This is a genomic window from Sediminibacterium sp. (assembly GCF_019264485.1).
GTDB lineage: Bacteria > Bacteroidota > Bacteroidia > Chitinophagales > Chitinophagaceae > Sediminibacterium.
In genome coordinates, this window is the sequence record NZ_JAHVAA010000014.1 from 670960 (window position 1) to 697189 (window position 26230).

Here is a 26230-nt window from a genome sequence, read left to right on the forward strand (position 1 = left end):
CCAGAATATTGATCGAAGGTTCTTATATCTTATCCAAAAAAGGGCAGGAATACTTACTGCCTCTTACATATTCAGGTAGGCCAGTAAATGGTTATAGTTTTCTTTTAATTCATTGGCATACTGTTCTTCACCAAAATAATACCGTACCACATAATCGTAGCGCTGGAAAGTGGCCACAATATCTGATACTTCAATTTTATTGATCTTGATGGTTACAATTACCAGCCCTGTATCGCTCTCAGGGTAAGTATTAAGCTGCGTTATATAAGCATCATTGGTTTCTACCAGGCGGCTGATTTCACCAAAAGAAAAATGTCGTTTATCTGTTTCAAGTACAATTACACCGCCTTTTTCATTGTTTCCCAGAAAATGCGACACATGGGTAAATAAAGATTTAGCAGGAATAATGCCCTGTAATTCATGTTGCTCATTAATAACCGGCAGCATACTCAGTTCATTTTCTGCCACCTGTTTAACAGCTGCCAGAAAATGTTCTTCGCCTTTTACAAAAAGTTTTTTAAGTGATTGTTCGAGCGATGCCAGTAATCCATCTTCGTCTGCATCAAGCAGGTCGGCTTTTTCAATAATACCGGCAAATTTTTCTTCACTCAGTACGGGCAGGTGCAGCAAATCGTAGTCTTCCATTAACTGAAGTGCAAAAGATACCTTATCGAAAAGATTAACTGCGGGAAATCCGGTATTGATTAACTGCGATGCGAGCATGATAAATCCTCCTCTTACTAAATATACGCTTCAATAGTTATTAAGGTTGCGGGGCAACACTTAATTTATGCAAAAAATCATCCAGTATACGATTGAACTCTCCTGGTACTTCCATCATAGGCGCATGACCACATTTATCTACAAAATGCAACTCACTGTTTGGAATCAGTCGATTAAATTCTTTTCCTACAAATGGTGGTGTGATGGTATCGTTATTACCCCAGATGAGTAAAGTAGGTTGTTTAATCTGGTTCAGTTCTTCTCCCAGGTTATTACGGATGGCGCTTTTAGCCAGTGCAATAATTTTAATGACTTTAATACGGTTATTGGTAATTTCAAAAACCTCATCTACCAGTTCTTTGGTAGCCGTATTGGGATCGAAAAAAGTAAGCTGTGTTTTCTTTTTAATGTACTCATAATCGCCACGCTTGGGATAACTATCGCCCATTCCATTTTCAAACAAACCACTGCTTCCGGTCAGGATCAATGACTTGATTCTTTCAGGATGCTTCAGTATATGCACCAATGCCACATGACCACCCAATGAATTACCCAGTAAATGAATACCGGTGTAATCACGTGCCTCAATAAATTTCTGTACGTGTTTTTCAAGTCCACCCACAGAAGTATGAAAAATATCAAGGTCAAAAAGTGGCAACATAGGTACCACTACTTTGTATTTAGGTTTGAAATACTCTATAAGGTCCACGAAATTGCTCAGTGCCCCGAATAACCCATGCAGCAATAACAAAGGTTCTCCTTCTCCTTCTTCGATGAACTTAAATTTATCCTGGTGTTTGATCTCGTAATTCATGGGGCTTATTTCTTATGCAAGCATTATGACCGGTACAAATAAAAGAAAAACCATTTACAAATTCAGTAACGTTTAAATCTGGCTTCAGATTGTATTCAGTCTTAGCTAAAATACTGATTTAACGGCAAAAACGAATGTTTAAATACTTACAGATATTACTTGCCCGTTTCCTGTGTCTTACCAACGCTTTCGAAAAAGGAAGATAAACGCTCAAACATATCGCTAAATAAAGGAATAAGTTTACCAATTCCGTCAATTGTTTTCGGTCCCCATGGCTGTACAAAGCCGTATACTTTTGATGTTGCAATTGTATTGGCATCCACTAAATGAAGCTTTTCAGCAAAAAACAACAATACACTCATCACTAATATATATAGAATGGCATACAGTGCAATTCCTGCGAGTTTATTCAGCCATCCCAGTAAAACAAGTTCCGCCATTTTTTGAACTGCAGTAGCACCTAATCTTACCAGGATCACTACTGTTATCATTACCAGTGCAAATGAAAGAAAGGGTAACCATGATTGCGATACCGATGTGTATTCACCCAACTGCTTTGCAACATATACCGATAATTTCATGGCAGCAGCCAAACCAATAATAATGGCCAGCAATGAAAATACCGCCACAATTAATCCATTGCGGTAGCCCTTGAAAATGGCGAAAACCATACAGATGATGAAGAGGATGTCGATAAGCATAGAAGTGAGTAGTCAGCAGTGAATAGTGAGTAATTAATATCTTTTAGAATTTATAGCAATTATTAAATGTATAAATAATGTTTATTTATACATTCTCTATATGTGAATGATAAGCCAGCCATCCTCTCTACTCACTACTGACTATTGACGACTCCCTTAGCTCCCCGCTAATAATTCCTTTACCACTGCCGAAATAGTTTTACCATCGGCTTGTCCGGCGAGTTGTTTGCTTGCTGTACCCATTACTTTACCCATATCCTGTGGACCTGAAGCGCCAACAGTAGCAATTATTTCGGCTACTATTTTTTTCAGTTCTTCTGCATCTAATTGTTTGGGCAGAAACTGCTCTATTACAGTAATTTCTTCCTGTTCTTTCTGTGCCAGATCGGTACGGTTTTGTTGCTGAAATATTTCGAGCGAATCTTTTCTTTGCTTCACCAGTTTCTGCAGCAGCTTCAATTCGCCATCTTCTGAAACCTGGCCATTGGCACCGGGTTCTGTTTTGGCTTTAATGATTTCTGCTTTTATGGCACGAAGACCACGTAACAATGCTTCATTTTTCGATTTCATGGCTTCTTTCATCCCCGCCATTACTTTTTCTTCTAAGCTCATATCAGTAATTTTTATTGGTTTTCTTTTACCTGACTGTCACGGAATTTTTTGTAGAAGTCTTTGGCAAATTTTTTCATGTCATCCACCAATTCTGTTTGCTGGGTAGCACGCATATAAGTGTCGGCCATACCCATCAGTGTCTGGTAATAAAAATCGGCCATTTCATCCACCATCATATCTTTTGTCCAGAGATCAATACGAAGGGCCGATTTATCAGCTGCATCCCAAAAAGCTACCATCATAGCCCTGGCCTGCTGAGCCATGTCGGCGGTACTGTCGCTGGCTTTCCACTCAATATTCTGTGGCACTTTATTTTCATCCAGGTGAACGTCGATCGTAATCGTTGACTGATGCATAGTATCAAATATAAATGAGGCGCAAAAATAGGATTAATCGGAGAGATATAAGTGCTGTGGCTTTACTATTGAGGTAAAACAGCCTGTTTCAGTTCCTTATAAACAGCAGCAGCAGTTATATCCCAACTAAAGGATTGAACCCTTTGCAAACCCTTTTCAATAAAAGCATTACGAATACCTTCGCTGCGATACAGTGCCAGCATTTCTTTTCCGATTGCATCATGGCTGGCCGGATCTATAAGTAAGGCTGCATCTCCTGCCACTTCGGGCATACTACTGGTATTGGAGCAGATAACGGGTACTCCTGCCTGCATAGATTCAAGTATGGGCAATCCAAACCCTTCAAACCAGGATGGGTATACCAATGCATAAGCAGCACCCACCACTTTTTGCAATTGCGCTTCTGGCAGGTAACCAAGTAATACCACATCATCGCGGTATTTATAGGTTTTCATTTTTTCAAGCAGGTCATCGTACTGCCATGCCAGTCTGCCCGCCACCAGTAATTTCATATTACTGTGCTGCCATTTTTTGAAATGGGAAAACGCTTTGAGCAGGTTCAGCAGGTTTTTACGCGGATGAACACCTCCTACAAACAAAAAATATTCTCTCCCGTCTGCATATCCATTTTTTACTGCCAGTTTCTCTTCCCAGTCAAGCGGTATAAAACCTTTTCTGGCGGCTCCCGGAATCACTGCTATTTTATTTTCAGGAGTACGGTAGTTTTTGATGATATCATTTTTTGAAAAATCTGAAACTGTGATAAGTTTTTTCGCTTTACGGATAAAAGAAGGTGTAAACCAGCGGTAATACAAACGCTGGTACCAGCTTATATACTGCGGGTAATGTTTAAAAGACAGGTCATGTATCATTAATACCTGTGGTACACTGCTGGTTAAACTGCAAAAACCATAAGGCTGAAACCATACATCAGCCTTCCACCTTTTTACTGCAGCACTTGCCTTTATATCGTACCAGTATTTAAAACTTAATGGATGACGGGCAGCAGGTGTTACGAGCAGATGAGTAACATTGGGTTTATTGATAAAATCCTTGTCCCATGAACGGTCATAGACCAATAAAAAATCATCTTCCGGATGTGCTTCTATCATTCGCTGAACCACTTCGGCAGTATAATGACCATAGCCTTCCATTGGATTGTTCTGCAGAAATATAGCGTTGATAGCGATGCGCATGTGGGGGCAAAATTAGCGGCATTAATTGTTAAAATACACTTTCACCTTCACAGATGACTCATTTTTATATATTATTGTATTCATCTATGCGAAGTTTTTTATTATTGCTCGTTTGTCTTGCTGGCTTTACTATTGGCCATGCTGCCGATTCATTGATGGTAGACATCAATAAAACAAGTTTTAAAAAAGGCGATACGATTGATTTCAGTTGTATCATTCCCAATTTCGAGCAACAGAAACTCAATGCCGCTTCCCTGCATGTATGGATAGATAATATTACTACAGGTACAAGATGGAAATTTCGCTACCCCTTTATCAATGGTGAAGCGCAGGCTTCGATTGTGGTCGGAAAAGAAATTCCGAACGGACATTATGCCGTTAATTTTCTGGTGCAGAAAGGTTATTTCAGGATGACGGGTGAAATAAAGAACCATCTGGAATCGGAGAAGCAGATCAACTATATGATGATCCCAAAAAACAAACGTACTTATTTTGAAACCATATCGCTGAACCCCGATGGACAGTTCAGGCTCAAAAGTACCCTGTTTGAAGACTCGGCCTATTTTGTTTTTACACCGGTAAAAAAGACGACAAAAAATACATTACATATTGGTATTGAAACACCACTTGATTCTTCTTTTATACCCATTATGGAAAGCAGGGTTTGGGTTACGGTAGGTAACACATCTGCCAGAATCAATAAAAACGATTCGTCGGGTTATGTATTTAATATGGAAACAACTGCCGGTACCGATCTCTTGCCAGGAGTTACAGTAGTAGGTAAATACAAGAAAAAAATTGAACAGTACGATGAGTATTATTCCAGTGGTCTTTTTCAAAAACCCGAGGCCCTGGTATTTGATGGTATTGAAGATGAAACTATGTCCCGTTCCATGAGCATTCTTCGTTTCCTTGAAGGAAAAGTACCTGGCCTGATTGTAGAGAAAGACCAGGAAACCATGACTGAGTTGGCAAGATGGAGGGGCGAGCCTGTAGAAATTTATTTAGATGAATTCAGGGTTTCTACACAGGATATATGGGTGGTTTCGCCATCAGATGTGGCCATGGTAAAAGTATACAGGCCACCGGCCATGCTTTCACCTTTATCGGGTTCTGCAGGTGCCATTGCTATTTATACCAAACGAGGTGAGTTTAGTACTAAAAACAGGTTCAGACATAGTTTTACGGTTAAGGGATACACTTCTGCACTAAGTACATGGCAATAATTTTTTCCTTGCCCGGTATTTAAATACCGGGCAAGGAAAAAATTATTGTTTAGTGGCCCACAAATCCATTTTCTTTTCGAGCACTTCCAGTGGCAGTGCCCCGTCTTTCAGTATTGCATCATGAAAAACATGCACTTTAAATTTATCGCCCAACTGCTGTTCATATTTAGTTCTCAATGCCCTTATTTTTAAAGCCCCCATTTTATAGCCCAATGCCTGTGCAGGTATTACCATATACCTTTCTATTTCCGCAACAGCACCAGCTTCGCTGATCTGTTCATTCTCCATCATATACCTGATGGCTTCTTCTCTTGTCATATTTTTTGCATGCATACCCACATCTACTACCAAACGTATAGCCCTATGCATTTCATCGCCCAATGCACCAATGTACTGATAGGGATCTTTATACAAACCCAGTTCATTCCCTAAACTTTCACAATACAATGCCCAGCCTTCTACGTATGCATTATTACCTCCAAAACGTCTGAATTTAGGCAGTTTGTTATTCTCCTGTTGCAGACTTATCTGGTAATGATGTCCCGGTATGGCTTCATGCAAAAACAGGCTCTGCATACCACTGGTAATATTGAATGTAGTGGCATCGAGTATGGGCACGTAAAAAACACCGGGTCTGCTTCCATCGGGTGTACCCTGCTGGTACTCGGCACTGGCACTCGCCGCACGAAAGGCTTCGGTTTGCCTGATCTCAAATGCCGTTTTCGGTGTTTTACTAAACAGCTTTTCCAGATTGGGTTGTATAAGTTCCTGTATCGACTGAAAAGCGGCAATTACTTCTGCGGCTGTTTTATACGGTGTAAATTTTTTATCGGTATTGATGTATGCAAAGAAAGCTTTCAAATCGCCTTTGAAACCAACAGCTTCTTTTGTCTTTTCCATTTCTGCCCGTATGCGTTTTACTTCTGCCAAACCTGTTTCATAAATCTCATCGGGTGTAAATGTGGTAGTGGTTTGTTGTTTTACCAGGAAACGATAATATTTTTCTCCATCAGGAATAGCTGCAATACCGGTTGAAGTTCTGGCTACCGGCAAATATTCATGCTGCAGAAAATCGGCTATTCTTCTGAAAGCTGGCGTTAACTGTTGCAGGATAAGGGTATTGAATTCACCCGCCAGTCTTTTTTTCTCTGCTATATCGAATGAAACCGGCATCAGGTTTACCGGACCATAAAACAAACTGGCTGCAGCCGTATCTGTAACAACTGAACGAAACTGCGGAATCATTCGCTCTACCAGTATTTTAGGTAACACATGACCCGAGCTCATTCCTTTTCTAAAATATACAATGGCACTATCGAGATAAGCCGGGAAAACAGTCGCACGTTTTAACCAGTTATCATAATCCTGTACGGTTTTAAATGGCTGGTATACCTGTCCACTACCCATTTGCATAAATATCAGGTGGGTACTGGAAAACTGATTCAAAGGCATATAATTATCCTTGAACCCTAATGCTTCGATGTTCACTTCGAGTTCTCTCTTCAATACATCATAACTCAACTGATCGTTGGTATTCAGGTACTCCCGGTCGAACTTGCTGAGATAAGTGAGTTGTTCTTTATAAAACTTTTTCAGTGTTGAACGATGTTCATCCGTAAAATCAATCAGCAAACGGTCATTGTATCTTTCATCGCCATTGATCGTAGCTTCAATAGGATAAAATTTTAACCGCTCCTCATAGTAAGTGTCGAGAAACACTGCCAGTTCTTTATTGTCTTCACCTGTAACATTACTATTACTTAACTGGCAGGCCGATAAGAGCAGGAGAAAACCCAACCCAAGAAAAAAATATTTCATATAAATTAATTTTGCGGACACGACGATAGACTATAGTCCATGGACCATGGTCTATTAACTAATAACTATAAAATCCTTTCCCTGTTTTTCTACCCAACTCTCCTGCCTCCACTTTTTCACGTTGTACAGACGATGGCGTTAATCGGGATGGTTTACCCAATGCTTCCCAAACAATATTACTTACACTATAATTTATATCCATCCCTATCAGGTCCATCAGTTTAAACGGACCCATTTTAAAACCACTGGCTTCCATTAGCTGATCTATGTCTTCAACAACCGCCTGTTCTTTCTCTACAAAACGCATGGCTTCGAGGTAAAAATGACGGGCCACACGGTTTACAATAAAACCGGGTGCGTCTTTACAAAGCACCGGTGTTTTCTGCATTTGTTTTGTTACCGCCATCGTTTGTTCAATGGTTGTGGCTGAGCTTTTATGGGTGCTGATTATTTCCACCAGTTTCATCAATGGCGCCGGATTAAAAAAATGCATCCCTACCACTCTTTCAGGATTCGGGAGTGCCTCAGCAATTTCCGTAACCGCAATGGAAGAGGTATTGGTAGCCAGTATGGTTTCACTGTTATTAATAGCTGCCAATTCCTGAAACAGGCTGATCTTGGCTTCTTTTTTTTCAATGATGGCTTCAATAATCATATCCGCCTTACACTCTTTCGCATCGGTGGTAAATAATATCCGGTTCATGATGCCAGCCTGTTCATCAGCAGTTAATCTTCCTTTCTCTACCAGTTTGGCCAAACCAGCATTGATTGATTGTTTGCTTTTGGCAACCATTTCGGGGTTCAGGTCGAACTGAATGGTTTGGAAACCTGCCTGAGCAGCCACTTGTGCAATACCACTACCCATGGTTCCGGCACCACAAACGCAGATGGTTTTAGTATTGGTCATATGACTCTTACTTAAGATGATTGCAAGATACTTACATCTTTTCCACTTTAACTAACCCACATAAGTTACTGCTTTACAGATGCATTACTTTTATGGTATGCAAAAACCTCTTCAACAGCTCGATTTGTTTGGCATGCCCATTGAACCGGTGGTTAAAAAAAAGCCGGTAGTGAAGGAAAAAGCGGCCGAACCTTTGCCTGTTGTTGCTGCTGAACCCGAAATGGTAGCTACTCCCATAGTACCTGTTACTGAAACAATAGTTCCGGCAACAGACCCTATTGTGTTTGCAGATGAGCGTATTGTAGTAAAGATTAAAGCCAAAATTCCAGAACCCCCTGTTGTTATTGAAAAGCAGCAAACGGAAGAGCCTGTTATTACTGTGGAAAACAGTATGCGCCAGCCAGGCAAACGTGGACGGAAATCGTTTCGTGAAATGGATACAGAAGTTGACCTGATTGATATACCTGATGAAGAAGTACTCAAACAAAAATTATATTATTCCATCAGTGAAGTGGCGGGATGGTTTAAAGTGAATACTTCTTTGCTTCGTTACTGGGAAAATGAATTCGAGGTTTTACAGCCCCGTAAAACACGCAAGGGCGACAGGTTATTCAGGGTTGAGGATATTAAAAATTTACAGCTCATTTATTTTCTCCTGCGCCAACGAAAGTTTTCCATTGAAGGAGCCCGTAATTACCTCAAACAAAACAAGGGCCAGGCCGATGTACAGTTACAATTAGTACAGTCGCTTACCAAATTCAAATCTTTTTTACTGGAACTCAAAGCCGGGCTGGGTAATTAATTTTTTTTCTTGCCCGGATTTAAATCCGGGCAAGAAAAAAGGATGATTATACTTGTTTTACTGTAACAGATGTATTAGATGCAGCCATGGCAACTTCATGTTGTTCCATCCAGTTGATGATGTGCAGGTTTACCTCCTGCCTCAGCTGGTTAAATGCTTCTATCGGTTGCTCGGCATTGGTAAAAAATTCTATTGTTATAATGTGTGCATTTTTTCCTGTTTCGCCCAGGAAAACCACTTTATTTTCAATATCCGGCACGGTAAGTATTTGTTTGATGGCATCGGTTAAAGCCTGTAATTGCAAAGCAGTAGCGGCCAGATCGATTTCCAGTCTGAGTTCTGCTTTTCTTTGTGTGCGCAAACTCATATTGTCTACAATACTGTCTACCATTTGCTTGTTAGGTACCGAAATATAGGTTTTATCTGTTGTTCGTATTCTGGTACTTCTCAATCCTATCTTCTCAATATTACCTGTAAAGCCGTTTACTTTTACCAGGTCTCCCACCACAAAGGGTTTGTCGAAGAAAATAATAAAAGAAGCAATCAGGTTTTCCATGCTTTCCCTAGTAGCGAGCGCGATGGCCGCACCCACAATACTCAAACCTGTAAGCAGGTTACCAATGCTTTTGTTGAAAGCAAATTTCATCATGAGCAATATGCCAATAATCACCAGAATTACTTTAAAAAAGTCTTTGAAGAAAATGATGAGCTGGTTATCGGTCTGGTCCTTTGTAAGGTTGGCTTTTTCTTCCAGTACAGTTGCAATAAAATCAATGATCCGTAAACAAAGCCTGATAAATACGATCACCATAATTGCATTGGCAATAGATTCTATCAGTTGTTTAGATGTGATGCGGTATATTTTAAAATCGAGTATACCCGGAAACCTCAGCTTATCGATAGCGATGATAGAAATAGAGAGCACTAAAAATAACCCCAGCGGCTGCACCACCAGATCGAGAAAAGATTTCCGCGCGGTCTGGTTCTTTTTATTGGCAATCATTTTAAATAACTGCTGCGCGAGGTATTTCGAGATGAGCTTTTTCAGCAATAGCATCAGCAGTATGGTACCCAATACATAGAGATACGATTCAACCGTATTATCAAATACTTTCTGTTGTAAAAAACGATCCATCATTACAATTTAAAAGTGTTACTGCTCCCATTTATGCAACTGCATATTAGTGCCATCAAAACTGGCATAGGTATAGTTTCGTATCCAGTCGCCCAGGTTAATATAACGACTTTGTGCTGTCAGTGCAAAATCAATCGGGTAATGGCGATGACCAAAAACCAAATAATCGTATTGTTCATGCTGTAACAGCTCTTTACAATAAACAATCAGCCATTCCTTATCTTCTCCTAAAAAATGTTCGTCGGCTGAACCGGTTTTCTCCCTGCTCTTCCGGCTGAAATAGTTGGCCAAACCAATACCCCATGTAGGATGTAACTGACCGAAGAGCCACTGGCAAAATGGGTTCCTGAATATTTTCTTCAAAAATTTATAGCCATGGTCACCCGGGCCAAGTCCATCTCCATGACCAATATAAAACCGTTTACCATTCCATTCAAAAACTTTGGGATGATGGTACACGGGTATATTGAGTTCTTTTTCAAAATACCCACTCATCCACATATCGTGGTTGCCAATGAATACGCGAACATCTATTCCGCTATCAGTAAGTTCAGCCAGTTTACCCAACAGTCTTACATAACCTTTGGGTACTACTTTTTTATACTCATACCAGAAATCAAAAATATCACCTACAATAAATACGATAGCTGCATCTTTCTTCACCTGATCCAGGAATGCCACTATTTTTTTTTCACGAACAAGACTGCTTGCATAATCGGGTGCACCCAGATGAAAATCGGATAAAAAATATATTTTCTTTTGTGGTGTAATCAATTGCATCCGCCGTATAAAAGGGGTTATGATTTTTTTTGTTGCTGCATGTAAAGCAGAAGATCGCCACAGTCAATTTTCGGTTTTCCTTCCACTGATCCATTGAACCAATATATCCATGCTTCTACTGATTGTCCGTTCAGATGAACCGTTGTTTTATCTCTTCGGTAAAGTTGTGGCTCGTCTGGTTCTCCGTTAATGCCTTCATAATCGTCTAACTGACCAATGGCCCATGAAAATTCTTCTTCCCGCTGAATAGCATACAATTCGCCAGTAATCAATTTTTCTCCAGTTGAAGGAATAGCAGCGGGGTATTCGCCCATATCATACAATTCTCCTTGAGCTGTTGCAGTACCCAGTAAAGTAAAATAACGGCTTATATAGGCATAGGCCGGATGCTGAAAACCACTTCTCAGCGAGCCATATACAAACAAGGGTAAAATTTCAGTTGGCATATACAGATCATCCGTTTCGTTGTACTAAAAAACAAAATACTTCTTTAGGCCCATGCACACCCACTACCAGCGTTTTTTCAATATCGGCTGTACGGCTCGGACCGGTAGCCAGTGTAATCATGGAAGGCAGTTGTTCGCCATATTCTTCTTTCAGCAATACGAGTGCCTCTTCCACATCGTACACCAGTTGATCGGTATAAGCAATACAAATATGAACCGGTGCATACACACTTACCGTTCTGCCGCTTTCCTGTCCACTCGACATTACCATGCTGCCCGTTCTTGCTATCAGGTACTCACAGCCGGTAACTGAAGCGTCGCAGCTTTCTACATCAATGGCTGTCATGGCTTTAAATCCAGCCTGCTGAAGGTTTTGTTTCAATTCTTCTTCCCTGCAATAAAGCGCTTTCCACTCTCGTTTGATAAATAGCATATTCAATTGCGATGCCAGCTCTTTTTCATTTTCACAAAAAGCGAACCGACCCTGCAATTGAGTAAAATGCTGTGCAAAGAGTACGTCGAGATCATCTGATACCGGTTGAAATACCGAACCTGTTTCCTTAACTCTTTCAGGAAAGGGAACAGGCACTGGTTGAGTCAGTGCCTGTTTTATTTTTTTCAAGATATTTTCTCTTGCTGTTTGTGACATTATGCAATGACGGTTGAATCTGTTGCTGTATCATTATCTCCTGCCTGTTCAACTGGTACAGAGCTTACAGTTTCTGTAACCGGTTCTGCTGCTACTTCTGTTTCTACTTCCAGTATTTTCTTTTCTTCAAACGGGCGTTTTCCAATCAACTCTTCCACATCGCTTTTGTGTAAGACTTCTTTATCAAGTAACTCTTTTGCGAGTTTTTCAACCTGTTCTTTTTTCTCAGTCAGTAATTGAATAGTACGTTGGTATGCTTCATCAATAATACCTCTTACTTCTTCATCAATAATTTTTCCGGTTTCTTCACTAAAAGGTTTTGTGAATGTATTTTCCTGGGTAGGATCATAAAAACTCACATTACCTACCTTACTATTCATGCCATATGCAGTTACCATACTATAGGCAATACGGGTAATCTGTTGCAGGTCATTCGCAGCTCCGGTTGATATCTTACCAAAGAATATCTGCTCTGCGGCACGGCCACCTAATGTCATACAGATCTGATCCATTAACTGATCGGTATTGTACAGGTATTGTTCTGTAGGCGTGTATTGTGCATACCCCAGCGCTGCAGTACCTCTTGGCACGATGGTTACTTTCAGCAATGGATAAGCATGTTCGAGGAACCAGCCACATACAGCATGTCCGGCTTCGTGATAAGCGATCACTGCTTTTTCATGTGGTGCGATGATTTTATTTTTCTTTTCCAGACCACCAATCACACGGTCAATGGCATCCTGAAAATCGCTCATGTCTACCGCTTCTTTTCCTTTACGTGCAGCAATCAGCGCCGCTTCATTACATACATTGGCAATATCGGCACCGGCAAATCCGGGTGTTTGTTCAGCGAGTTTATGCAGATCGAGTGTTTCGGAAATTTTAATTGGCATCAGGTGTACTTTAAAAATCGCTTCACGACCTTTTACATCCGGACGATCAATTGAAATTTGTCTGTCGAAACGACCCGGGCGTAATAAAGCACTATCCAATACATCGGGTCTGTTGGTGGCAGCAAGTATAATAATACCGGTATCTCCACCAAAACCATCCATTTCTACCAGTAACTGGTTCAATGTATTTTCTCTTTCATCATTGCTCATGATGGCGTTTCTGCCGCGGGCACGACCGATGGCATCTATCTCATCAATAAAAATAATACAAGGTGCTTTTTCTCTTGCCTGTTTAAACAGATCACGTACGCGACTGGCGCCCACACCCACAAACATTTCCACGAAATCGCTACCACTCAGACTGAAGAACGGCACCTGCGCCTCACCAGCCATGGCCTTGGCCAATAATGTTTTACCAGTACCCGGAGGACCTACCAGTAATGCTCCTTTTGGTATTTTTCCACCAAGCGAGGTGTATTTTTTAGGATTCTTGAGGAAATCAACAATCTCCATCACTTCTACTTTGGCTTCATCGAGTCCGGCTACATCGGCAAAAGTGATATTTACTTTTGCACCTTTATCAAATAAAGTAGCTTTTGATTTACCAATATTGAAGATGCCACCCGGACCACCACCGCTGGATGGGCCGCCCATTTTGCGCATGAGTAATACCCATGCTACAATGATGATGAGCAATGTAAATACCGTATTCAGCAATGGACCAAACCATTCCGGTGCTTTTACCACACGCATATCTACTTCAGCAATATTGTTGGCTTTACAGAATACATCCAGTCTTTCTTCAAATGCTTTCCAGTCTACCACTTCAAAAGAAAAAATGGGTGAATTCCCTATTTTCTTGGGATCAAGTCTGCTTTTGAATTGCTTAACATAAAAATCTTTATTCAGTCTGTCCTTGTATACATATACATGCACCTGTTCTTTGTTTTTGACCAGGTCAAGTTTTTGTACATCACCCTGAACTAAAATATTATCCCTGAACTGTTTTTCAGTAATCACTTTTAATTCGGGAGAAAAATTAAAGACCTGTGCAGATATCAGAACGATGATAATGATACCGTATATCCAGTAAATATTGAATTTGGGGCCTTTACGTTGGCCATCACCTTTTTCCATGTTTAATTTCGGTTGCTTGTTTTCCTGTGACATATTCCTCTCAGTATAATGACGTTTCAGGTTCCTGTATATTCAGAGATCCTGTAATTTTTTCTTTATTCGTGTATTTGTGAGGCCGCATCGCTCCACATTTCTTCCAGTTTATAAAACTTGCGTGCATCCGGATGCATGACGTGTACCACAATATTTACATAATCAATCAGTACCCATTGTAATGCCTGTCTGCCCTCATGCTTATAAGGCGCTTCACCGCAAACTTTTTTTACTTCATCTTCCACCGAATCGCAAATAGCCCTGATCTGGGTAGTACTGGATGCCTGGCAAACCACAAAAAAATCGGCCGCGGCTTCCGGTATTTTTCGCAGGTCAAGACTTATAATATGTTCTGCTTTTTTATCCTGAACAGCTTTAATAATGGCCTTGAAAATTTTCGAGTTGCGTGAAAGTCTCGTTACCGAGCTTTTAGTACGGCTTTGTAAAACAGAAAGCGGTTCCAATAATAGATATGATTTAAAATTTAATAATGACTCCTGACATCCGTACCCGCAATAAACATCGGGTGTTTAACGGTCTCGGTGGTAACTTCGTCAAAAATAGTAATTCTTTGGCATCAGAGAACGTTAAAGCACCAATCGGACAGCCGTTCGTGGAATTATCCGAGACTGATAGTACCAACATTTATGCCATGACCCATATTCAACACAATATGGCAACACATGGTTCAGTTTTTTTTGCGCATCGCCAATGGGCAGGCAAGGGACAACATGGAAAAAGCTGGATAACGGAATCGGGGCAAAACCTGATCATGTCGGTGGTAATTGACCCCCAACCACTGGTTCAGGGTCAGCAATTCAGGCTAAGCGTTGCCGTTGCATTGGCCTGCTATGATTTTTTTTACCGGTATGCGGGAGATGAAACATCCATTAAATGGCCCAATGATATTTACTGGCGTGACAGAAAGGCAGGGGGTATTTTGATTGAAAACCAGCTACGCGGTCAGAAATGGCAGTGGGCCGTGGCTGGAATAGGCATTAATATCAATCAGGTATTATTTGATGCTGCTTTACTAAACCCTGTTTCGCTCAAACAAATAACCGGTAAAACCTTTGATCCTGTTCAACTGGCCAGGGAATTATGTACACATATCGATGTTCGGCTGAGGCAGTTACAAGAGGCCTCTTTTGATGAATTGCTCACCGCATACAATGAACATCTATACAAAAAAGGAGCCCTTATTCATCTAAAAAAAGCCAATAGTCGTTTCTCCTGTAGCTTACTGGGTGTAAATGAACAGGGTGATTTGCTGGTTGAAAACGGGCCTTCCGATCGTTTTCAGTTTGGTGAAATCAGTTGGATCATTGAGTAACTTATCTTGCAACTCTATGGAACCTGTTAAACTCACTCAATTTTCGCATGGTGCCGGTTGTGGTTGTAAAATAGCACCTGCTGTATTAGATACCATTCTTAAAACAGACCAGCCCGCAGCTATATTTCCGCAACTGCTGGTAGGTAATGCCAGTAAAGATGATGCGGCAGCTTATGATTTAGGAAACGGACAGGCACTTATTAGTACCACAGATTTTTTTATGCCGATTGTTGATGATGCTTTTGCTTTTGGAAAAATAGCAGGCGCCAATGCCATCAGCGATGTATATGCCATGGGGGGCAGCCCGATTATGGCCATTGCTATTTTGGGATGGCCCGTTGATAAACTTTCTCCCGAACTGGCACAACAGGTAATTGAAGGAGCCAGGGCTATTTGCATGGAAGCTGGTATTCCGTTGGCGGGCGGACACTCCATTGATTCACCTGAACCCATTTTTGGCTTGTCGGTTAATGGACTGGTGAATAAAGATCAACTCAAACAAAACAATACTGCCAAAGAAGGCGATCTTCTTTTTCTCACCAAACCTTTGGGTGTGGGTATTCTTTCAACAGCACAGAAAAGAAATGTACTGGCAGATGAAGACCAGATATTATTATTGAAACAATTGATGCAATTGAATAGTGTTGGAGCAGCACTTGGTAAAACAGAAGGAGTACATGCCATGACCGACGTTACCGGTTTTGGATTACTTGGTCACCTTATTGAAATGGCAGAGGGTAGTGGTTTATCGGCTGAAATCGGTTATTCAAAACTACCCATCATTACAGCCGCAAAAACTTATCTGGCTCAAAGAATTGTACCCGATGCTACTTACCGTAACTGGAACAGTTATAGCAGTAAAACCGGTTTTGGAACAGGCGTAAATGTAATGGAAGCGTTTAATATATTACCCGATCCTCAAACCAATGGCGGCTTACTCATTGCAGTTGCCCCTGAAGCTGTAAGTATTGTTCAGTCAATTCTTGAACAGCACCAGCTACAAAATTTTATTGAGCCTGTTGGAAGAATGATTCCCAAAACGGATAAGACGGTGTTGGTGAATGCCTGATGTTATTTAGCCTGTAACCATACAGGTGCCAGCATAGCATTTAACCCCGCATCGCCGGCTGCTTCAATGGGTTCGAGTGCTACCGGAATAACCTGCACCTGTTTACCGATTAGTTTTTTTTGCTCTTTGGTTAATGACGCTACAGCGGCTTCACCCATCAGCAATAAAGACTCCCCCTTTTTGTTTTTACATGAAAAACTGTTCCCCATAAATAAAGTCAACTGATCGAGGCTGAAAGGAATAATTCGATAGCCGGTAGACAAGAGCAATTGTTTTACAGCAATCAGGTCTATATCATCTGTGAAAGCTTCTTCACAAAGCAATGCAAAATCTTCCCCGAAATGCATGAGCATATTGGTATGTAGTGGCGTTTTACCAAATGCATCTCTTGCGCTGAAGGTTATGGCTTTGTATTTATGCGCTGTCGAAAATTTTTCAAGGATGGCAGGATGTGTTCTCGGAGAAAGTGCGGCATAGATCAATTTGTGTTTATGATCGATTACCATACTGGCTGTACCTTCCAGGAAAAAGCCTTCTACTTCATATTCACTCCAGTCTTCCACATCTTTCAGTAAATATTTTTGCTGAAGTGTATTAAGAATATCGTCTCTTTTCTCCTCTCTTCTTTCTCTTCTGTGTATGGGCAATACCAATACTACTCCATCAGGTAAAGTGGTGAGCCAACAAGCGGGGTAGAGAGCTCCCACTGTGCTATTGTCAGACTGGTTAAACAATACAATTTCTATGCCTTGTTCTTCCAATAAATTGTACAAAGATTGAAATGTTTTTACAATGGGCTTCCCCATTTTTGCATTGGGTTTAATCAGCATAACCGTTGTGGGAAGTGTTGCCATACTATACCAGTTTATCAATTCTTTTCGCGAGCTGATGATCAAGATCGGTTACCACATCTCCTGCATCATGGGTATTCAGCCATATTTCAACAGTATTCCATACATTGCTCCAATAGGGGTGATGATTCATTTTTTCGGCTTCCATGGCAACCCTTGTCATAAAAGCAAATGCCTCCGAAAAATTGGCAAACTGAAATTTTCTGTACAGCTTATTATTCTCTTCTATCCACATAAAACATCATTTAAATAATGAATATCGAAATCGGACATTCCTCTGTTTCTCTGTTCCTCTGTTCCTCTGTTTTAAAACACCATATTCCCTTTGTTCTTAATCTGCTCATTGGTAAGTTCGGCTACTAATTGCACACCCGCAAGGTTTTTGACCGATTGTTTGATCCAGTTGCATTTGTTATCGTCGACCAAATCACCTTTCATGAGCCATAAAAAATCCATGTGTTTGAATTCGGGTAGTAAATATTCACCATCGAACTGGTTATGATAGAGATAATGTACCAGAAAACTATTGGGTTCTCTCGATTCATAAATGCTGAAATAATAACTCCTTTCTTTTCTGCGGAGGTGTATTTCCAGTCCCGGATTGAGTCTGAACTGGTAACCCAACAGGTTATTCAACTGCAAACAGAACTGGTAATTTTTTACCGGTGCCGTTATACCCAGGAGGCGGGTATCATCAAAGAAGTCTTCGTTGAGTTCTTCAATGTTCAGTCTTAGTTTGGTTGTTGCCATGGCGGTAGTCTATTGTCCATCGTCTATGGTCCATGGACTATGGACAACAGACGCTCTTTTAAAATTGTACGTCAAATTCCTTCTCTTCTGTTCCTCTTTTGATACGCAGTTTGGTTTTATCGCCTGCTTTAAACCCATTTAATGCCTGCATATAACTCATTACATCTACAAATTTATATTCACCAAGCTGTATCAGTACATCTCCTGCCTTTAGCCCAATTTTTTCACCCATTTTCCCAGGGGTTGCTCCATCAATACGCATACCGGTACCTGTATAACCATAATCAGGTATTACACCCAACGACACCGTGAACCTGCGTGTTTGTCCCATTTGTGGTTCACTTGTTTTAGCAAATGCAAGTTTCCCTTTTGTATCGGTTTGTGTAATCAGTTCATAAATCAGTTTTACAATATCGCGTTGTGCATTGTAGTTTATTTTATCGGCATCGTCACTGACTTTATGATAATCTGCATGGCTACCCGTAAAGAAAAACTGTACCGGAATACTGGCACGGTAAAAACTGGCATGGTCACTGGGGCCACTGCCGGTACTATCGAATCGGGTAATTAAACTTGTTTTTAGTCCTTTCCAAACCTCACCCCATACCGGAGAAGTACCATAACCACCAACAGTTAATTTATGCGCTGTATCATACCTTCCTACCATATCCATGTTGATCATGTAATTGGGCGCTACTTTCACCGTAGGGTTTTCGAGCCAGTATTTACTACCCAGTAAACCCAGCTCTTCACCAGAGAAGTGCATGAGAAGATAGTTATTATTAACGGGCGATTTTTCTTTCAGCAGGCGTGCCAGTTCCAGTAAAGCTGCTGTTCCGCTGGCATTATCATCTGCTCCATTATGAATGGCATGAAAAGTATCCAATGCCGTTTTATCTTCTCCATAACCCAGGTGATCATAATGTGCGCCAATGATTACGGTGTTGGCCGCATTGTTATCTATAAAGGCAATGATATTTCTTCCTTTTCTTTTCTTCTCCGATAATGACACACTCAAAGCAACATCCATACTCGCTTCTTCATCAGAGAAATATTTTTTCCATCCTTCTTTGGTAATATAAATAACAGGAACAGGCAATAGTGCAGAACGATCATTTTTATTGAACTGAATATTATCTGTAAGTGTGGAGCTGTTGTACACAAACAAAGCTGTTGCACCTTTTGCTACTACAATTTCTACCTGCTTCTTAATAGCAGCTTCAAGATCAAAATGAGGATTATTTTTTTGTTCTTCCAGTATTTCTTTTACATCATAAAACCAGGGCTGGCCTTTCTCACTCAAAATCATGGCCGGCTTTCCTTTCAGTTTTTTATTCGGACTATAGGGTAGCGGAAAATAATCTTTACGGATAGTCAGTGTTTTATCATCAATAACAAGACTGGTTGCAGCATCAATCTGTTTGCCTTCATTGATATCAAATACCTGCTCGTATCCTTTTGTTCCTTTTGGGGTAATACCGAGTTGTTCGTATTGTTTAATGATGTATTGCGCCGCCAGTTCTTCTCCTTTACTGCCTGTTAAACGGCCTTCTAACTGGTCATCGGCCAGGTAATTCACATGGGTTTTAAGATTGGTTACCAATACGGCATTGGCTTTTTCTTCGGCAATTCTCTTTTTCCGTTTACTCTGCGACCAGGAAAGAACAGGCACCAGTAACAACAAAAACAACAGTTTCTTCATAATATCTGCTTAGCTGAAGCAAAAGTACGTTGCACAACATGAGTATAACAAGTTGTTTTGGAAATAATGTTTATTTTTGGGATATGCCTGATAAGGTTTTACATAAAGACGAGATTTTTAAACAACTAAGACTTCATAAAGATGTCCTAAGGGCTTTTGGTGTTCAGGAAATCGGCTTGTTTGGTTCTTATAGTAAAAATCAGGCCACAAAGGAAAGCGATATAGATTTTTTAGTTGAGTTTATTAAAGGCAAAAAAAACTTACACAATCTGGTTTATTTAGCAGATTATCTGGAAAAATTATTTGATAAAAAGGTTGATCTTATTACCCCTCAAGGGTTGAGTAAACATATTGGAAAATACATTTTGGAGGATACAGAATATGCAACCCTCTGATATTGATTTTCTCAACCATATTCTAGATGAGACCAAGTATTGTCTTTTTGAGTTAAAATCAACGACTTATGATGAAATGATTTCCGATGAGCGATTAAGTCGTGCTATTGTTCGTAGTCTTGAAATTATTGGAGAAGCAAGTAAAAGAATTCATCCTGATGTAAAATCCCGTTATCCATTTGTAGATTGGTTCAAAATGACTGGGTTAAGAAACCGTCTAGCACATGAATATTTTGGTATAGACTATGAAATCGTTTGGCAGGTTCTTGAATTTGAGATCGCACCTTTAAAAGAATCCATCGAATTAATCATTCAACAGGAATCAGCCCAATAACCATTCTGTTCCCGATCTCGTAACTACTCACTACCCTTTGCCACTACTTTTGCATCTAATCATTTGAATCATAAGAATATTCATATTGCCCTTGTAGGTAACCCCAATAGCGGAAAAAGCTCCCTGTTTAACAGTCTTACGGGGCTGAATCAGAAAGTGGGTAATTTCCCCGGTGTTACTGTTGATAAAAAGACAGGCACTATTTCACTTGATGACCGTACCAATGCAGAGCTGATCGATTTACCCGGAACTTATAGTCTTTACCCACGTCGCGCAGATGAATGGGTGGCTTATAAAGTATTGATGGGTGCTGATACAGAAATGAAAGCCGACGTTGTATTGCTGGTAGCCGATGCCAGTAACCTGAAACGCAATCTCCTGTTCTGCAGCCAGATCATCGACCTGAAAATACCGGTGGTGATGGCACTCACCATGAATGATATTGCGGCTAAAAAAGACATCAAAATAGATATCAGTGGTCTGGAAGCCGATCTGGGTATTCCGGTAGTGCCGGTTAACCCCCGCAAGAATAAGGGACTGGCTGAACTGAAAAAAGTATTGGCACAAGTGGCCGCCCGGCAGGGTACCCATGCACCATCACGCGATTTTATTGAGAATAAAAAACTGGCCCCACAGGCCATAACTGCCATACAGGAACTCGATGAACAATTGAGTGATTATGCGGCCGTTCATTTTCTCATTAACCATGAACATTTCCCTTTGAGTAACAGTCTCCAGAATAAAATGGAGCAGATTGAGAAAGACCACCATTTCAATCCCACCAAAACCCAGGCAGAGGAAATCATGCAGCGATACACCCGTATCAGGCAAATCATGAAACAGAATGTGCTGGAGCCGGGACCATTAGAGAAAAAATTATTTACCGATAAATTAGATAACCTGCTGCTCCATCATGTTTGGGGTTACGTGATTTTGTTGTCGGTATTATTCCTGCTCTTCCAGAGTATTTTCTGGCTCGCCGTGTTCCCGATGGATGGCATTGAATGGGGTTTCGCCGAAGTAAGCGGCTGGTTAAGCGCTCATTTACCCGAAGCCTGGTGGAGCGATCTCATCATCAACGGACTTGTAGCGGGCTTAAGTGGTATACTCGTGTTTGTGCCACAGATCATGATTCTGTTTGGACTCATCACAATCCTGGAAGACACGGGTTATATGGCACGTATCAGTTTTCTGAGCGACAGGCTGATGCGTAAAGTGGGATTGAATGGCAAAAGTGTGATGCCTATGGTAAGTGGTTTTGCCTGTGCTGTACCAGCCATCATGAGTGCCAGAAATATTGAGAACAGAAAAGAAAGATTATTGACAATACTGGTAACGCCTTTAATGAGTTGCAGTGCCCGTTTACCGGTATTTACCATTTTAATTTCACTTGTTATTGATGATACTTACTATTTAGGCTTTCTGAGTTTACAGGGTCTGGTAATGATGGCGCTTTATTTACTCGGTACTGTAATGGCACTCATTGTGAGCTATATCATGAAATGGTTTATTAAAATCAGTGAAAAGAGTTTCTTTATTCTTGAGTTACCCATTTACCGTGCACCACGCTGGAAGAATGTAGGTATTACCATGGTAGAAAAAGCCCGGATATTTGTTACCGATGCGGGTAAAGTAATCATGGTAATCAGTTTACTGCTTTGGTTTATGAGCAGTTATGGACCCGGAGATCGTATTGAACAGACAGAAGCCAAATATGCTACGCTGATTCAGCAGTCGCCTGAAAAAACAGATTCCCTCAAAAGACTGGCTTCAACTGAAAAACTGCAAAACTCCTATGCAGGTATTTTAGGTCAGTGGATTGAACCTGCTATTAAACCATTGGGTTACGACTGGAAAATTGGTATCGCACTTATTACTTCATTTGCCGCAAGAGAAGTATTTGTAGGTACCATGGCTACTTTATATAGCGTAGAAGAAAGCGATGACAGTTCTTTACGTGAGAAATTACAATCGGCCAAACATGCAAACGGCACTAAAGTATATACACTTGCTGCGGCCCTCTCATTGATGGTGTTCTATGTACTGGCCATGCAGTGTATGAGTACACTCGCCGTAGTAAAACGTGAAACCAAAACCTGGAAATGGCCTATATTCCAACTCGTGTACATGACCGTTCTGGCTTATGCCATGAGCTGGATTACTTACATTGTTTTCAACTAACCTCCGCGCAAACTCTCTGTTCTCCTTTCTCTGCGGTGAATAATCTACTTGTAATAGTCCCACAATAACCCAGACAGTTTTCTCGTCAACACCCATGCTTCATTATTCTTTCCCCAACCCTGGTCTTTATTGTTTTTAGTACAGATACAAAATACATATCGGGCCCTATCTCCCTTCACATATATCACTTCGCTCCTGCTCGCATTCACCGCTCCATTTTTACTCGCCACAAAAACACCTGCGGGTATAGATGCCAGGCCTTCTTCATCCCAATAATTTCTGCTTAACAGTTTAAGCATTTTTTCACTGGCAGTATCGCTGAGTATTTGTTTGGCGGCGATTCGTTCAAACAACTGCGCCATTTCTTTGGCCGTGGTTTGTCCCCACCCATATTGTGTTCTGTAGGCTTCTCTGCCTGGTGTTCTGCTATTGACCCTGGTATCTTTAAAACCCAGGCTATCCATGATCTCATTGATTCGTGTACCCGTACCCGCAAGACCTTGCAACCACAGGCTGGCTGTATTATCGCTGGTGGTAAGCATCAGCATCAACACTTTACTGAGTTCTATCTTTTCATCATTTTTAAAAGAGCCCAGTATATCAACACCTGCATACAGTAGAGAGTCTTTATAAGTAAGTGTCTGGTGATAATCCAATTCGGCCTTACCTATTTTATCCATAACACCTACCAGTATCGGAACTTTTACCATACTGGCTGTAGGGAAAATACTGTCGGCATTAATGGCAACGGTTTTATTTCTCTTCAGGTCATGAACATAAATACCTATATCGCCATTATAACCCTGTATAAGTTGGGAGATTTTTTGTTGAAGTCTTTTATCAGTTTTCTGTGCGTTTGATTGAACACAACAAATAAGTAAACAAATAAAGAGAATGCGTTGCATAAAGGGATATTGATGCAACAAGATAGAAAAATTCCTTCCTTTATCCCTGCCCCGGATTTAAATCCGGGGCAGGGATAAAGGAAGGAACTTATGCTTCACCCCATGCAGCCAAGACCTCTTCTGCATGTTTTTTAGAAACAGGTTTCTGGATAATCTTCCTGATCTTTCCATTTTCATCAATGAGGAAAGTGGTTCTGATGGTGCCCATGAATTCGCGGCCCATAAATTTTTTAAGTTGCCACACACCATATTGCTCGTGAATTTTTAGTTTTTCATCGGCAATCAGGGGGAAAGGCAGCTTGTATTTGGTTTCAAATTTTTTGTGCGATTTAATATCATCGCTGCTCACCCCAATTACCTGGAAACCATGATTCTTCAGTAAAGAATAATTATCTCTCAGGTTACAGGCCTGGTCGGTGCAGGTTGGGGTATTATCGTGCGGATAGAAATACAGGACTATTTTTTGTCCTTTGAAATCCGTCAAAGCAATTTTCTCTCCATTCTGATCAACCCCTTTAAAAACAGGTGCTTTTTTCCCTTCCACTGGTAATGCCATCTCTCAAATTTTGCGCAAAGGTAGGGGGAGAAAGCTGCAAGCGTCAAGCTACAAGCGGCAAGTTTTTATAGATTGAATATTTTCTTTCACTATTTCTCTGCTTGTGGCTTGTGGCCTGACGCTTGCAGCTTAATACCTCACTAACTGCTGTTAGTCTTCAAAAAATAATCCCCCCATAACCCTTCCTTCCTTACATTTGCACAATTTATTTTTTTGTCGCTATGCCCAAAGATCAATCCATCAAATCCGTTCTTATTGTAGGTTCCGGGCCCATTATTATCGGGCAGGCCTGCGAATTCGATTATTCAGGTTCTCAGGCAGCCAGGAGCTTACGTGAGGAAGGTATTAAAGTCATTCTCATTAACAGTAACCCTGCCACCATCATGACCGACCCAATGATGGCAGATAAAGTGTACCTGCTTCCATTAACAGTTGAAAGTATTGAACAGATACTGGAAGAAAACCAGATTGATGCAGTATTGCCTACCATGGGTGGACAAACAGCATTGAACCTCTGTAAAGAAGCAGATGAACTGGGCGTTTGGGAGAAATACGGTGTTCGGATGATTGGTGTGGATGTTGCCGCTATTGATACCGCGGAGGATCGTGAGCAGTTTCGTCAGCTGATGGTGAAAATTGGTATGGCCGTTGCGCCGAGCAGGGTGGCCAATAGTTTTCTCGAAGGAAAAGAATTTGCACAGGAAATTGGTTTCCCATTGGTAATCCGTCCTTCTTTTACCCTTGGTGGTACCGGTGGAGGATTTGTTCATACCAAAGACGATCTGGATGCAGCGCTGGAACGTGGTTTAAAAGCTTCACCCATCCATGAAGTACTGGTAGAGAAAGCCGTGTTGGGCTGGAAAGAATACGAACTGGAACTCTTACGCGATGTAAATGATAATGTGGTCATCATCTGTACCGTTGAAAACGTCGACCCCATGGGAGTGCATACCGGTGATTCTATTACCGTGGCGCCTGCCATGACACTCAGCGACACCGCTTTCCAGGAAATGCGTAACAAAGCCATGCTGATGATGCGTTCGCTGGGTAATTTCGCAGGTGGATGCAATGTTCAGTTTGCCCTGAACCCTGAAACAGAAGAACTGATTGCCGTAGAAATCAATCCGCGTGTAAGCCGTTCATCGGCACTGGCATCAAAAGCTACCGGTTATCCCATTGCAAAAATTGCCGCTAAACTGGCTATCGGTTATACATTGGATGAACTGCAAAATCAGATCACCAAAACTACTTCCGCTTATTTTGAACCGGCTTTAGACTATGTAATTGTAAAAGTACCTCGCTGGAACTTCGATAAGTTTAAAGGTGCCAATGATACATTGGGCTTACAGATGAAAAGTGTAGGTGAAGTAATGGCCATCGGCCGCAGCTTTACCGAAGCCATTCAGAAAGCCTGTCAGAGCCTCGAAAATGAAGCAGTTGGACTCGGTTATTATGGAAAGAGTCTGATGAAGAGTGAGGAACTGGTAGAATACATCAAGACCCCGAAATGGGATCGTATTTTCCGTATTAAAGATGCGTTGATGCAGGGTTCTACCGTAAAATCTATTTCACAGGCAACCGGTATCGACCGTTGGTTCATTTACCAAATTCAACAGATTTGTGTGATGGAAAAAGAGATCGCCAAATACAGCATCGATACTATCCCGGAAGACTTATTAAAAGAAGCCAAGAAAAATGGTTTCGGCGATGCACAGATTGCGCATATACTTCATGGCGACTGTACCGATGAACAGGTATATGAAAAAAGAAAAGCACTCGGTATTACCCGTGTTTATAAAATGGTAGATACCTGCAGCGCCGAATTCGAAGCTAAAACACCTTATTTCTATAGCACGTTTGAGGGGTGAGTAAGTGAGTAGTGAGTAGTCAGTAGTGAGTATGTAATCATTTTACTCACTACTGACT

At 41.0% G+C, this 26230-nt stretch carries 28 protein-coding genes; 8 read left to right on the forward strand and 20 right to left on the reverse strand.

Going from position 1 to position 26230, the window contains the following annotated elements; genetic code table 11:
• Window positions 1-63: 63 nt before the first annotated feature.
• From KXJ59_RS14520 to KXJ59_RS14545, 6 genes are all read right to left on the reverse strand, one after another.
• Complete coding sequence (locus KXJ59_RS14520; RefSeq protein WP_295206167.1) at window positions 64-723, reverse strand: CBS domain-containing protein; 660 nt, start codon at window positions 721-723, stop codon at window positions 64-66.
• A 40-nt stretch (window positions 724-763) separates the two neighbouring features.
• Window positions 764-1537: an alpha/beta hydrolase gene (locus KXJ59_RS14525; protein WP_295206170.1), complete on the reverse strand. Its 774-nt coding sequence runs from the start codon at window positions 1535-1537 to the stop codon at window positions 764-766.
• 155 nt (window positions 1538-1692) lie between these two features.
• Complete coding sequence (locus KXJ59_RS14530; RefSeq protein WP_295206172.1) at window positions 1693-2238, reverse strand: CvpA family protein; 546 nt, start codon at window positions 2236-2238, stop codon at window positions 1693-1695.
• 156 nt (window positions 2239-2394) lie between these two features.
• Window positions 2395-2850: a GatB/YqeY domain-containing protein gene (locus KXJ59_RS14535; protein ID WP_295206174.1), complete on the reverse strand. Its 456-nt coding sequence runs from the start codon at window positions 2848-2850 to the stop codon at window positions 2395-2397.
• An 11-nt stretch (window positions 2851-2861) separates the two neighbouring features.
• Window positions 2862-3206: a gliding motility protein GldC gene (gene gldC / locus KXJ59_RS14540; RefSeq protein WP_295206177.1), complete on the reverse strand. Its 345-nt coding sequence runs from the start codon at window positions 3204-3206 to the stop codon at window positions 2862-2864.
• Window positions 3207-3271: 65 nt separating this feature from the next.
• Complete coding sequence (locus KXJ59_RS14545) at window positions 3272-4402, reverse strand: glycosyltransferase family 1 protein (RefSeq protein ID WP_295206180.1); 1131 nt, start codon at window positions 4400-4402, stop codon at window positions 3272-3274.
• Between the two features lie 86 nt (window positions 4403-4488).
• Here KXJ59_RS14545 and KXJ59_RS14550 point away from each other — a divergent pair, with 86 nt between their 5' ends.
• Window positions 4489-5628, forward strand: a complete 1140-nt coding sequence (locus tag KXJ59_RS14550) for a hypothetical protein (RefSeq protein WP_295206184.1) — start codon at window positions 4489-4491, stop codon at window positions 5626-5628.
• Between the two features lie 42 nt (window positions 5629-5670).
• Here KXJ59_RS14550 and KXJ59_RS14555 read toward each other — a convergent pair whose 3' ends face one another.
• Together KXJ59_RS14555 and KXJ59_RS14560 are read right to left on the reverse strand one after the other, a co-directional pair.
• Complete coding sequence (locus tag KXJ59_RS14555) at window positions 5671-7446, reverse strand: DUF885 domain-containing protein (protein ID WP_295206187.1); 1776 nt, start codon at window positions 7444-7446, stop codon at window positions 5671-5673.
• A gap of 58 nt (window positions 7447-7504) precedes the next feature.
• Entirely contained in the window at window positions 7505-8353 is an 849-nt protein-coding gene (locus KXJ59_RS14560) for a 3-hydroxyacyl-CoA dehydrogenase NAD-binding domain-containing protein (protein ID WP_295206190.1), read from the reverse strand.
• Between the two features lie 97 nt (window positions 8354-8450).
• Between KXJ59_RS14560 and KXJ59_RS14565 the strand changes: the two genes are divergently transcribed.
• Window positions 8451-9155, forward strand: a complete 705-nt coding sequence (locus KXJ59_RS14565) for a MerR family transcriptional regulator (protein ID WP_295206192.1) — start codon at window positions 8451-8453, stop codon at window positions 9153-9155.
• 46 nt (window positions 9156-9201) lie between these two features.
• On the opposite strand, the gene KXJ59_RS14570 is transcribed toward KXJ59_RS14565, so the two are convergent.
• From KXJ59_RS14570 to rsfS, 6 genes are all read right to left on the reverse strand, one after another.
• Window positions 9202-10293: a mechanosensitive ion channel domain-containing protein gene (locus KXJ59_RS14570; RefSeq protein ID WP_295206194.1), complete on the reverse strand. Its 1092-nt coding sequence runs from the start codon at window positions 10291-10293 to the stop codon at window positions 9202-9204.
• A 15-nt stretch (window positions 10294-10308) separates the two neighbouring features.
• A complete protein-coding gene (locus tag KXJ59_RS14575; protein ID WP_295206197.1) occupies window positions 10309-11070 on the reverse strand; it encodes a UDP-2,3-diacylglucosamine diphosphatase in 762 nt (253 codons plus the stop codon).
• Window positions 11071-11087: 17 nt separating this feature from the next.
• Complete coding sequence (locus tag KXJ59_RS14580; protein WP_295206200.1) at window positions 11088-11516, reverse strand: gamma-glutamylcyclotransferase family protein; 429 nt, start codon at window positions 11514-11516, stop codon at window positions 11088-11090.
• Between the two features lie 7 nt (window positions 11517-11523).
• A complete protein-coding gene (locus KXJ59_RS14585) occupies window positions 11524-12138 on the reverse strand; it encodes an LUD domain-containing protein (protein ID WP_295206202.1) in 615 nt (204 codons plus the stop codon).
• Window positions 12139-12164: 26 nt separating this feature from the next.
• On the reverse strand, window positions 12165-14195 hold the full coding sequence (gene ftsH, locus KXJ59_RS14590; protein ID WP_295206204.1) for an ATP-dependent zinc metalloprotease FtsH: 2031 nt from the start codon (window positions 14193-14195) through the stop codon (window positions 12165-12167).
• A 95-nt stretch (window positions 14196-14290) separates the two neighbouring features.
• Complete coding sequence (rsfS, locus tag KXJ59_RS14595) at window positions 14291-14692, reverse strand: ribosome silencing factor (protein WP_295206207.1); 402 nt, start codon at window positions 14690-14692, stop codon at window positions 14291-14293.
• Window positions 14693-14718: 26 nt separating this feature from the next.
• On the opposite strand from rsfS, the gene KXJ59_RS14600 reads away from it, so the two are divergent.
• Together KXJ59_RS14600 and selD are read left to right on the forward strand one after the other, a co-directional pair.
• Complete coding sequence (locus tag KXJ59_RS14600; protein WP_295206210.1) at window positions 14719-15561, forward strand: biotin--[acetyl-CoA-carboxylase] ligase; 843 nt, start codon at window positions 14719-14721, stop codon at window positions 15559-15561.
• 16 nt (window positions 15562-15577) lie between these two features.
• Complete coding sequence (gene selD / locus KXJ59_RS14605) at window positions 15578-16630, forward strand: selenide, water dikinase SelD (protein WP_295206213.1); 1053 nt, start codon at window positions 15578-15580, stop codon at window positions 16628-16630.
• 2 nt (window positions 16631-16632) lie between these two features.
• Here the strand turns inward: selD and KXJ59_RS14610 are convergent, their stop codons facing one another.
• From KXJ59_RS14610 to KXJ59_RS14625, 4 genes are all read right to left on the reverse strand, one after another.
• On the reverse strand, window positions 16633-17484 hold the full coding sequence (locus KXJ59_RS14610) for an arginine deiminase-related protein (protein WP_295206215.1): 852 nt from the start codon (window positions 17482-17484) through the stop codon (window positions 16633-16635).
• A gap of 1 nt (window position 17485) precedes the next feature.
• Window positions 17486-17716, reverse strand: a complete 231-nt coding sequence (locus tag KXJ59_RS14615) for a 4a-hydroxytetrahydrobiopterin dehydratase (RefSeq protein ID WP_295206218.1) — start codon at window positions 17714-17716, stop codon at window positions 17486-17488.
• A 71-nt stretch (window positions 17717-17787) separates the two neighbouring features.
• Window positions 17788-18231, reverse strand: a complete 444-nt coding sequence (locus KXJ59_RS14620) for an IPExxxVDY family protein (RefSeq protein ID WP_295206221.1) — start codon at window positions 18229-18231, stop codon at window positions 17788-17790.
• Between the two features lie 58 nt (window positions 18232-18289).
• The gene (locus tag KXJ59_RS14625; RefSeq protein WP_295206224.1) at window positions 18290-19933 is read right to left on the reverse strand and encodes a M28 family peptidase; all 1644 of its coding nucleotides are present in this window, start codon (window positions 19931-19933) and stop codon (window positions 18290-18292) included.
• Between the two features lie 38 nt (window positions 19934-19971).
• Between KXJ59_RS14625 and KXJ59_RS14630 the strand changes: the two genes are divergently transcribed.
• From KXJ59_RS14630 to feoB, 3 genes are all read left to right on the forward strand, one after another.
• Complete coding sequence (locus KXJ59_RS14630) at window positions 19972-20328, forward strand: nucleotidyltransferase family protein (protein WP_295206227.1); 357 nt, start codon at window positions 19972-19974, stop codon at window positions 20326-20328.
• Window positions 20315-20662 (forward strand): DUF86 domain-containing protein, encoded by a 348-nt coding sequence (locus KXJ59_RS14635; RefSeq protein WP_295206230.1) that lies wholly within the window; start codon window positions 20315-20317, stop codon window positions 20660-20662. Before KXJ59_RS14630 ends, KXJ59_RS14635 begins: the two co-directional genes overlap by 14 nt.
• Before the next feature lie 63 nt (window positions 20663-20725).
• A complete protein-coding gene (feoB, locus tag KXJ59_RS14640; protein ID WP_295206232.1) occupies window positions 20726-22843 on the forward strand; it encodes a ferrous iron transport protein B in 2118 nt (705 codons plus the stop codon).
• A gap of 44 nt (window positions 22844-22887) precedes the next feature.
• Here feoB and KXJ59_RS14645 read toward each other — a convergent pair whose 3' ends face one another.
• Together KXJ59_RS14645 and bcp are read right to left on the reverse strand one after the other, a co-directional pair.
• Window positions 22888-23748, reverse strand: coding sequence for a serine hydrolase (locus KXJ59_RS14645; RefSeq protein WP_295206234.1), 861 nt, complete (start codon window positions 23746-23748; stop codon window positions 22888-22890).
• A gap of 88 nt (window positions 23749-23836) precedes the next feature.
• Complete coding sequence (gene bcp / locus KXJ59_RS14650) at window positions 23837-24304, reverse strand: thioredoxin-dependent thiol peroxidase (protein ID WP_295206237.1); 468 nt, start codon at window positions 24302-24304, stop codon at window positions 23837-23839.
• Window positions 24305-24525: 221 nt separating this feature from the next.
• Between bcp and carB the strand changes: the two genes are divergently transcribed.
• A complete protein-coding gene (gene carB / locus KXJ59_RS14655) occupies window positions 24526-26172 on the forward strand; it encodes a carbamoyl-phosphate synthase large subunit (RefSeq protein WP_295206240.1) in 1647 nt (548 codons plus the stop codon).
• Window positions 26173-26230: the final 58 nt, after the last annotated feature.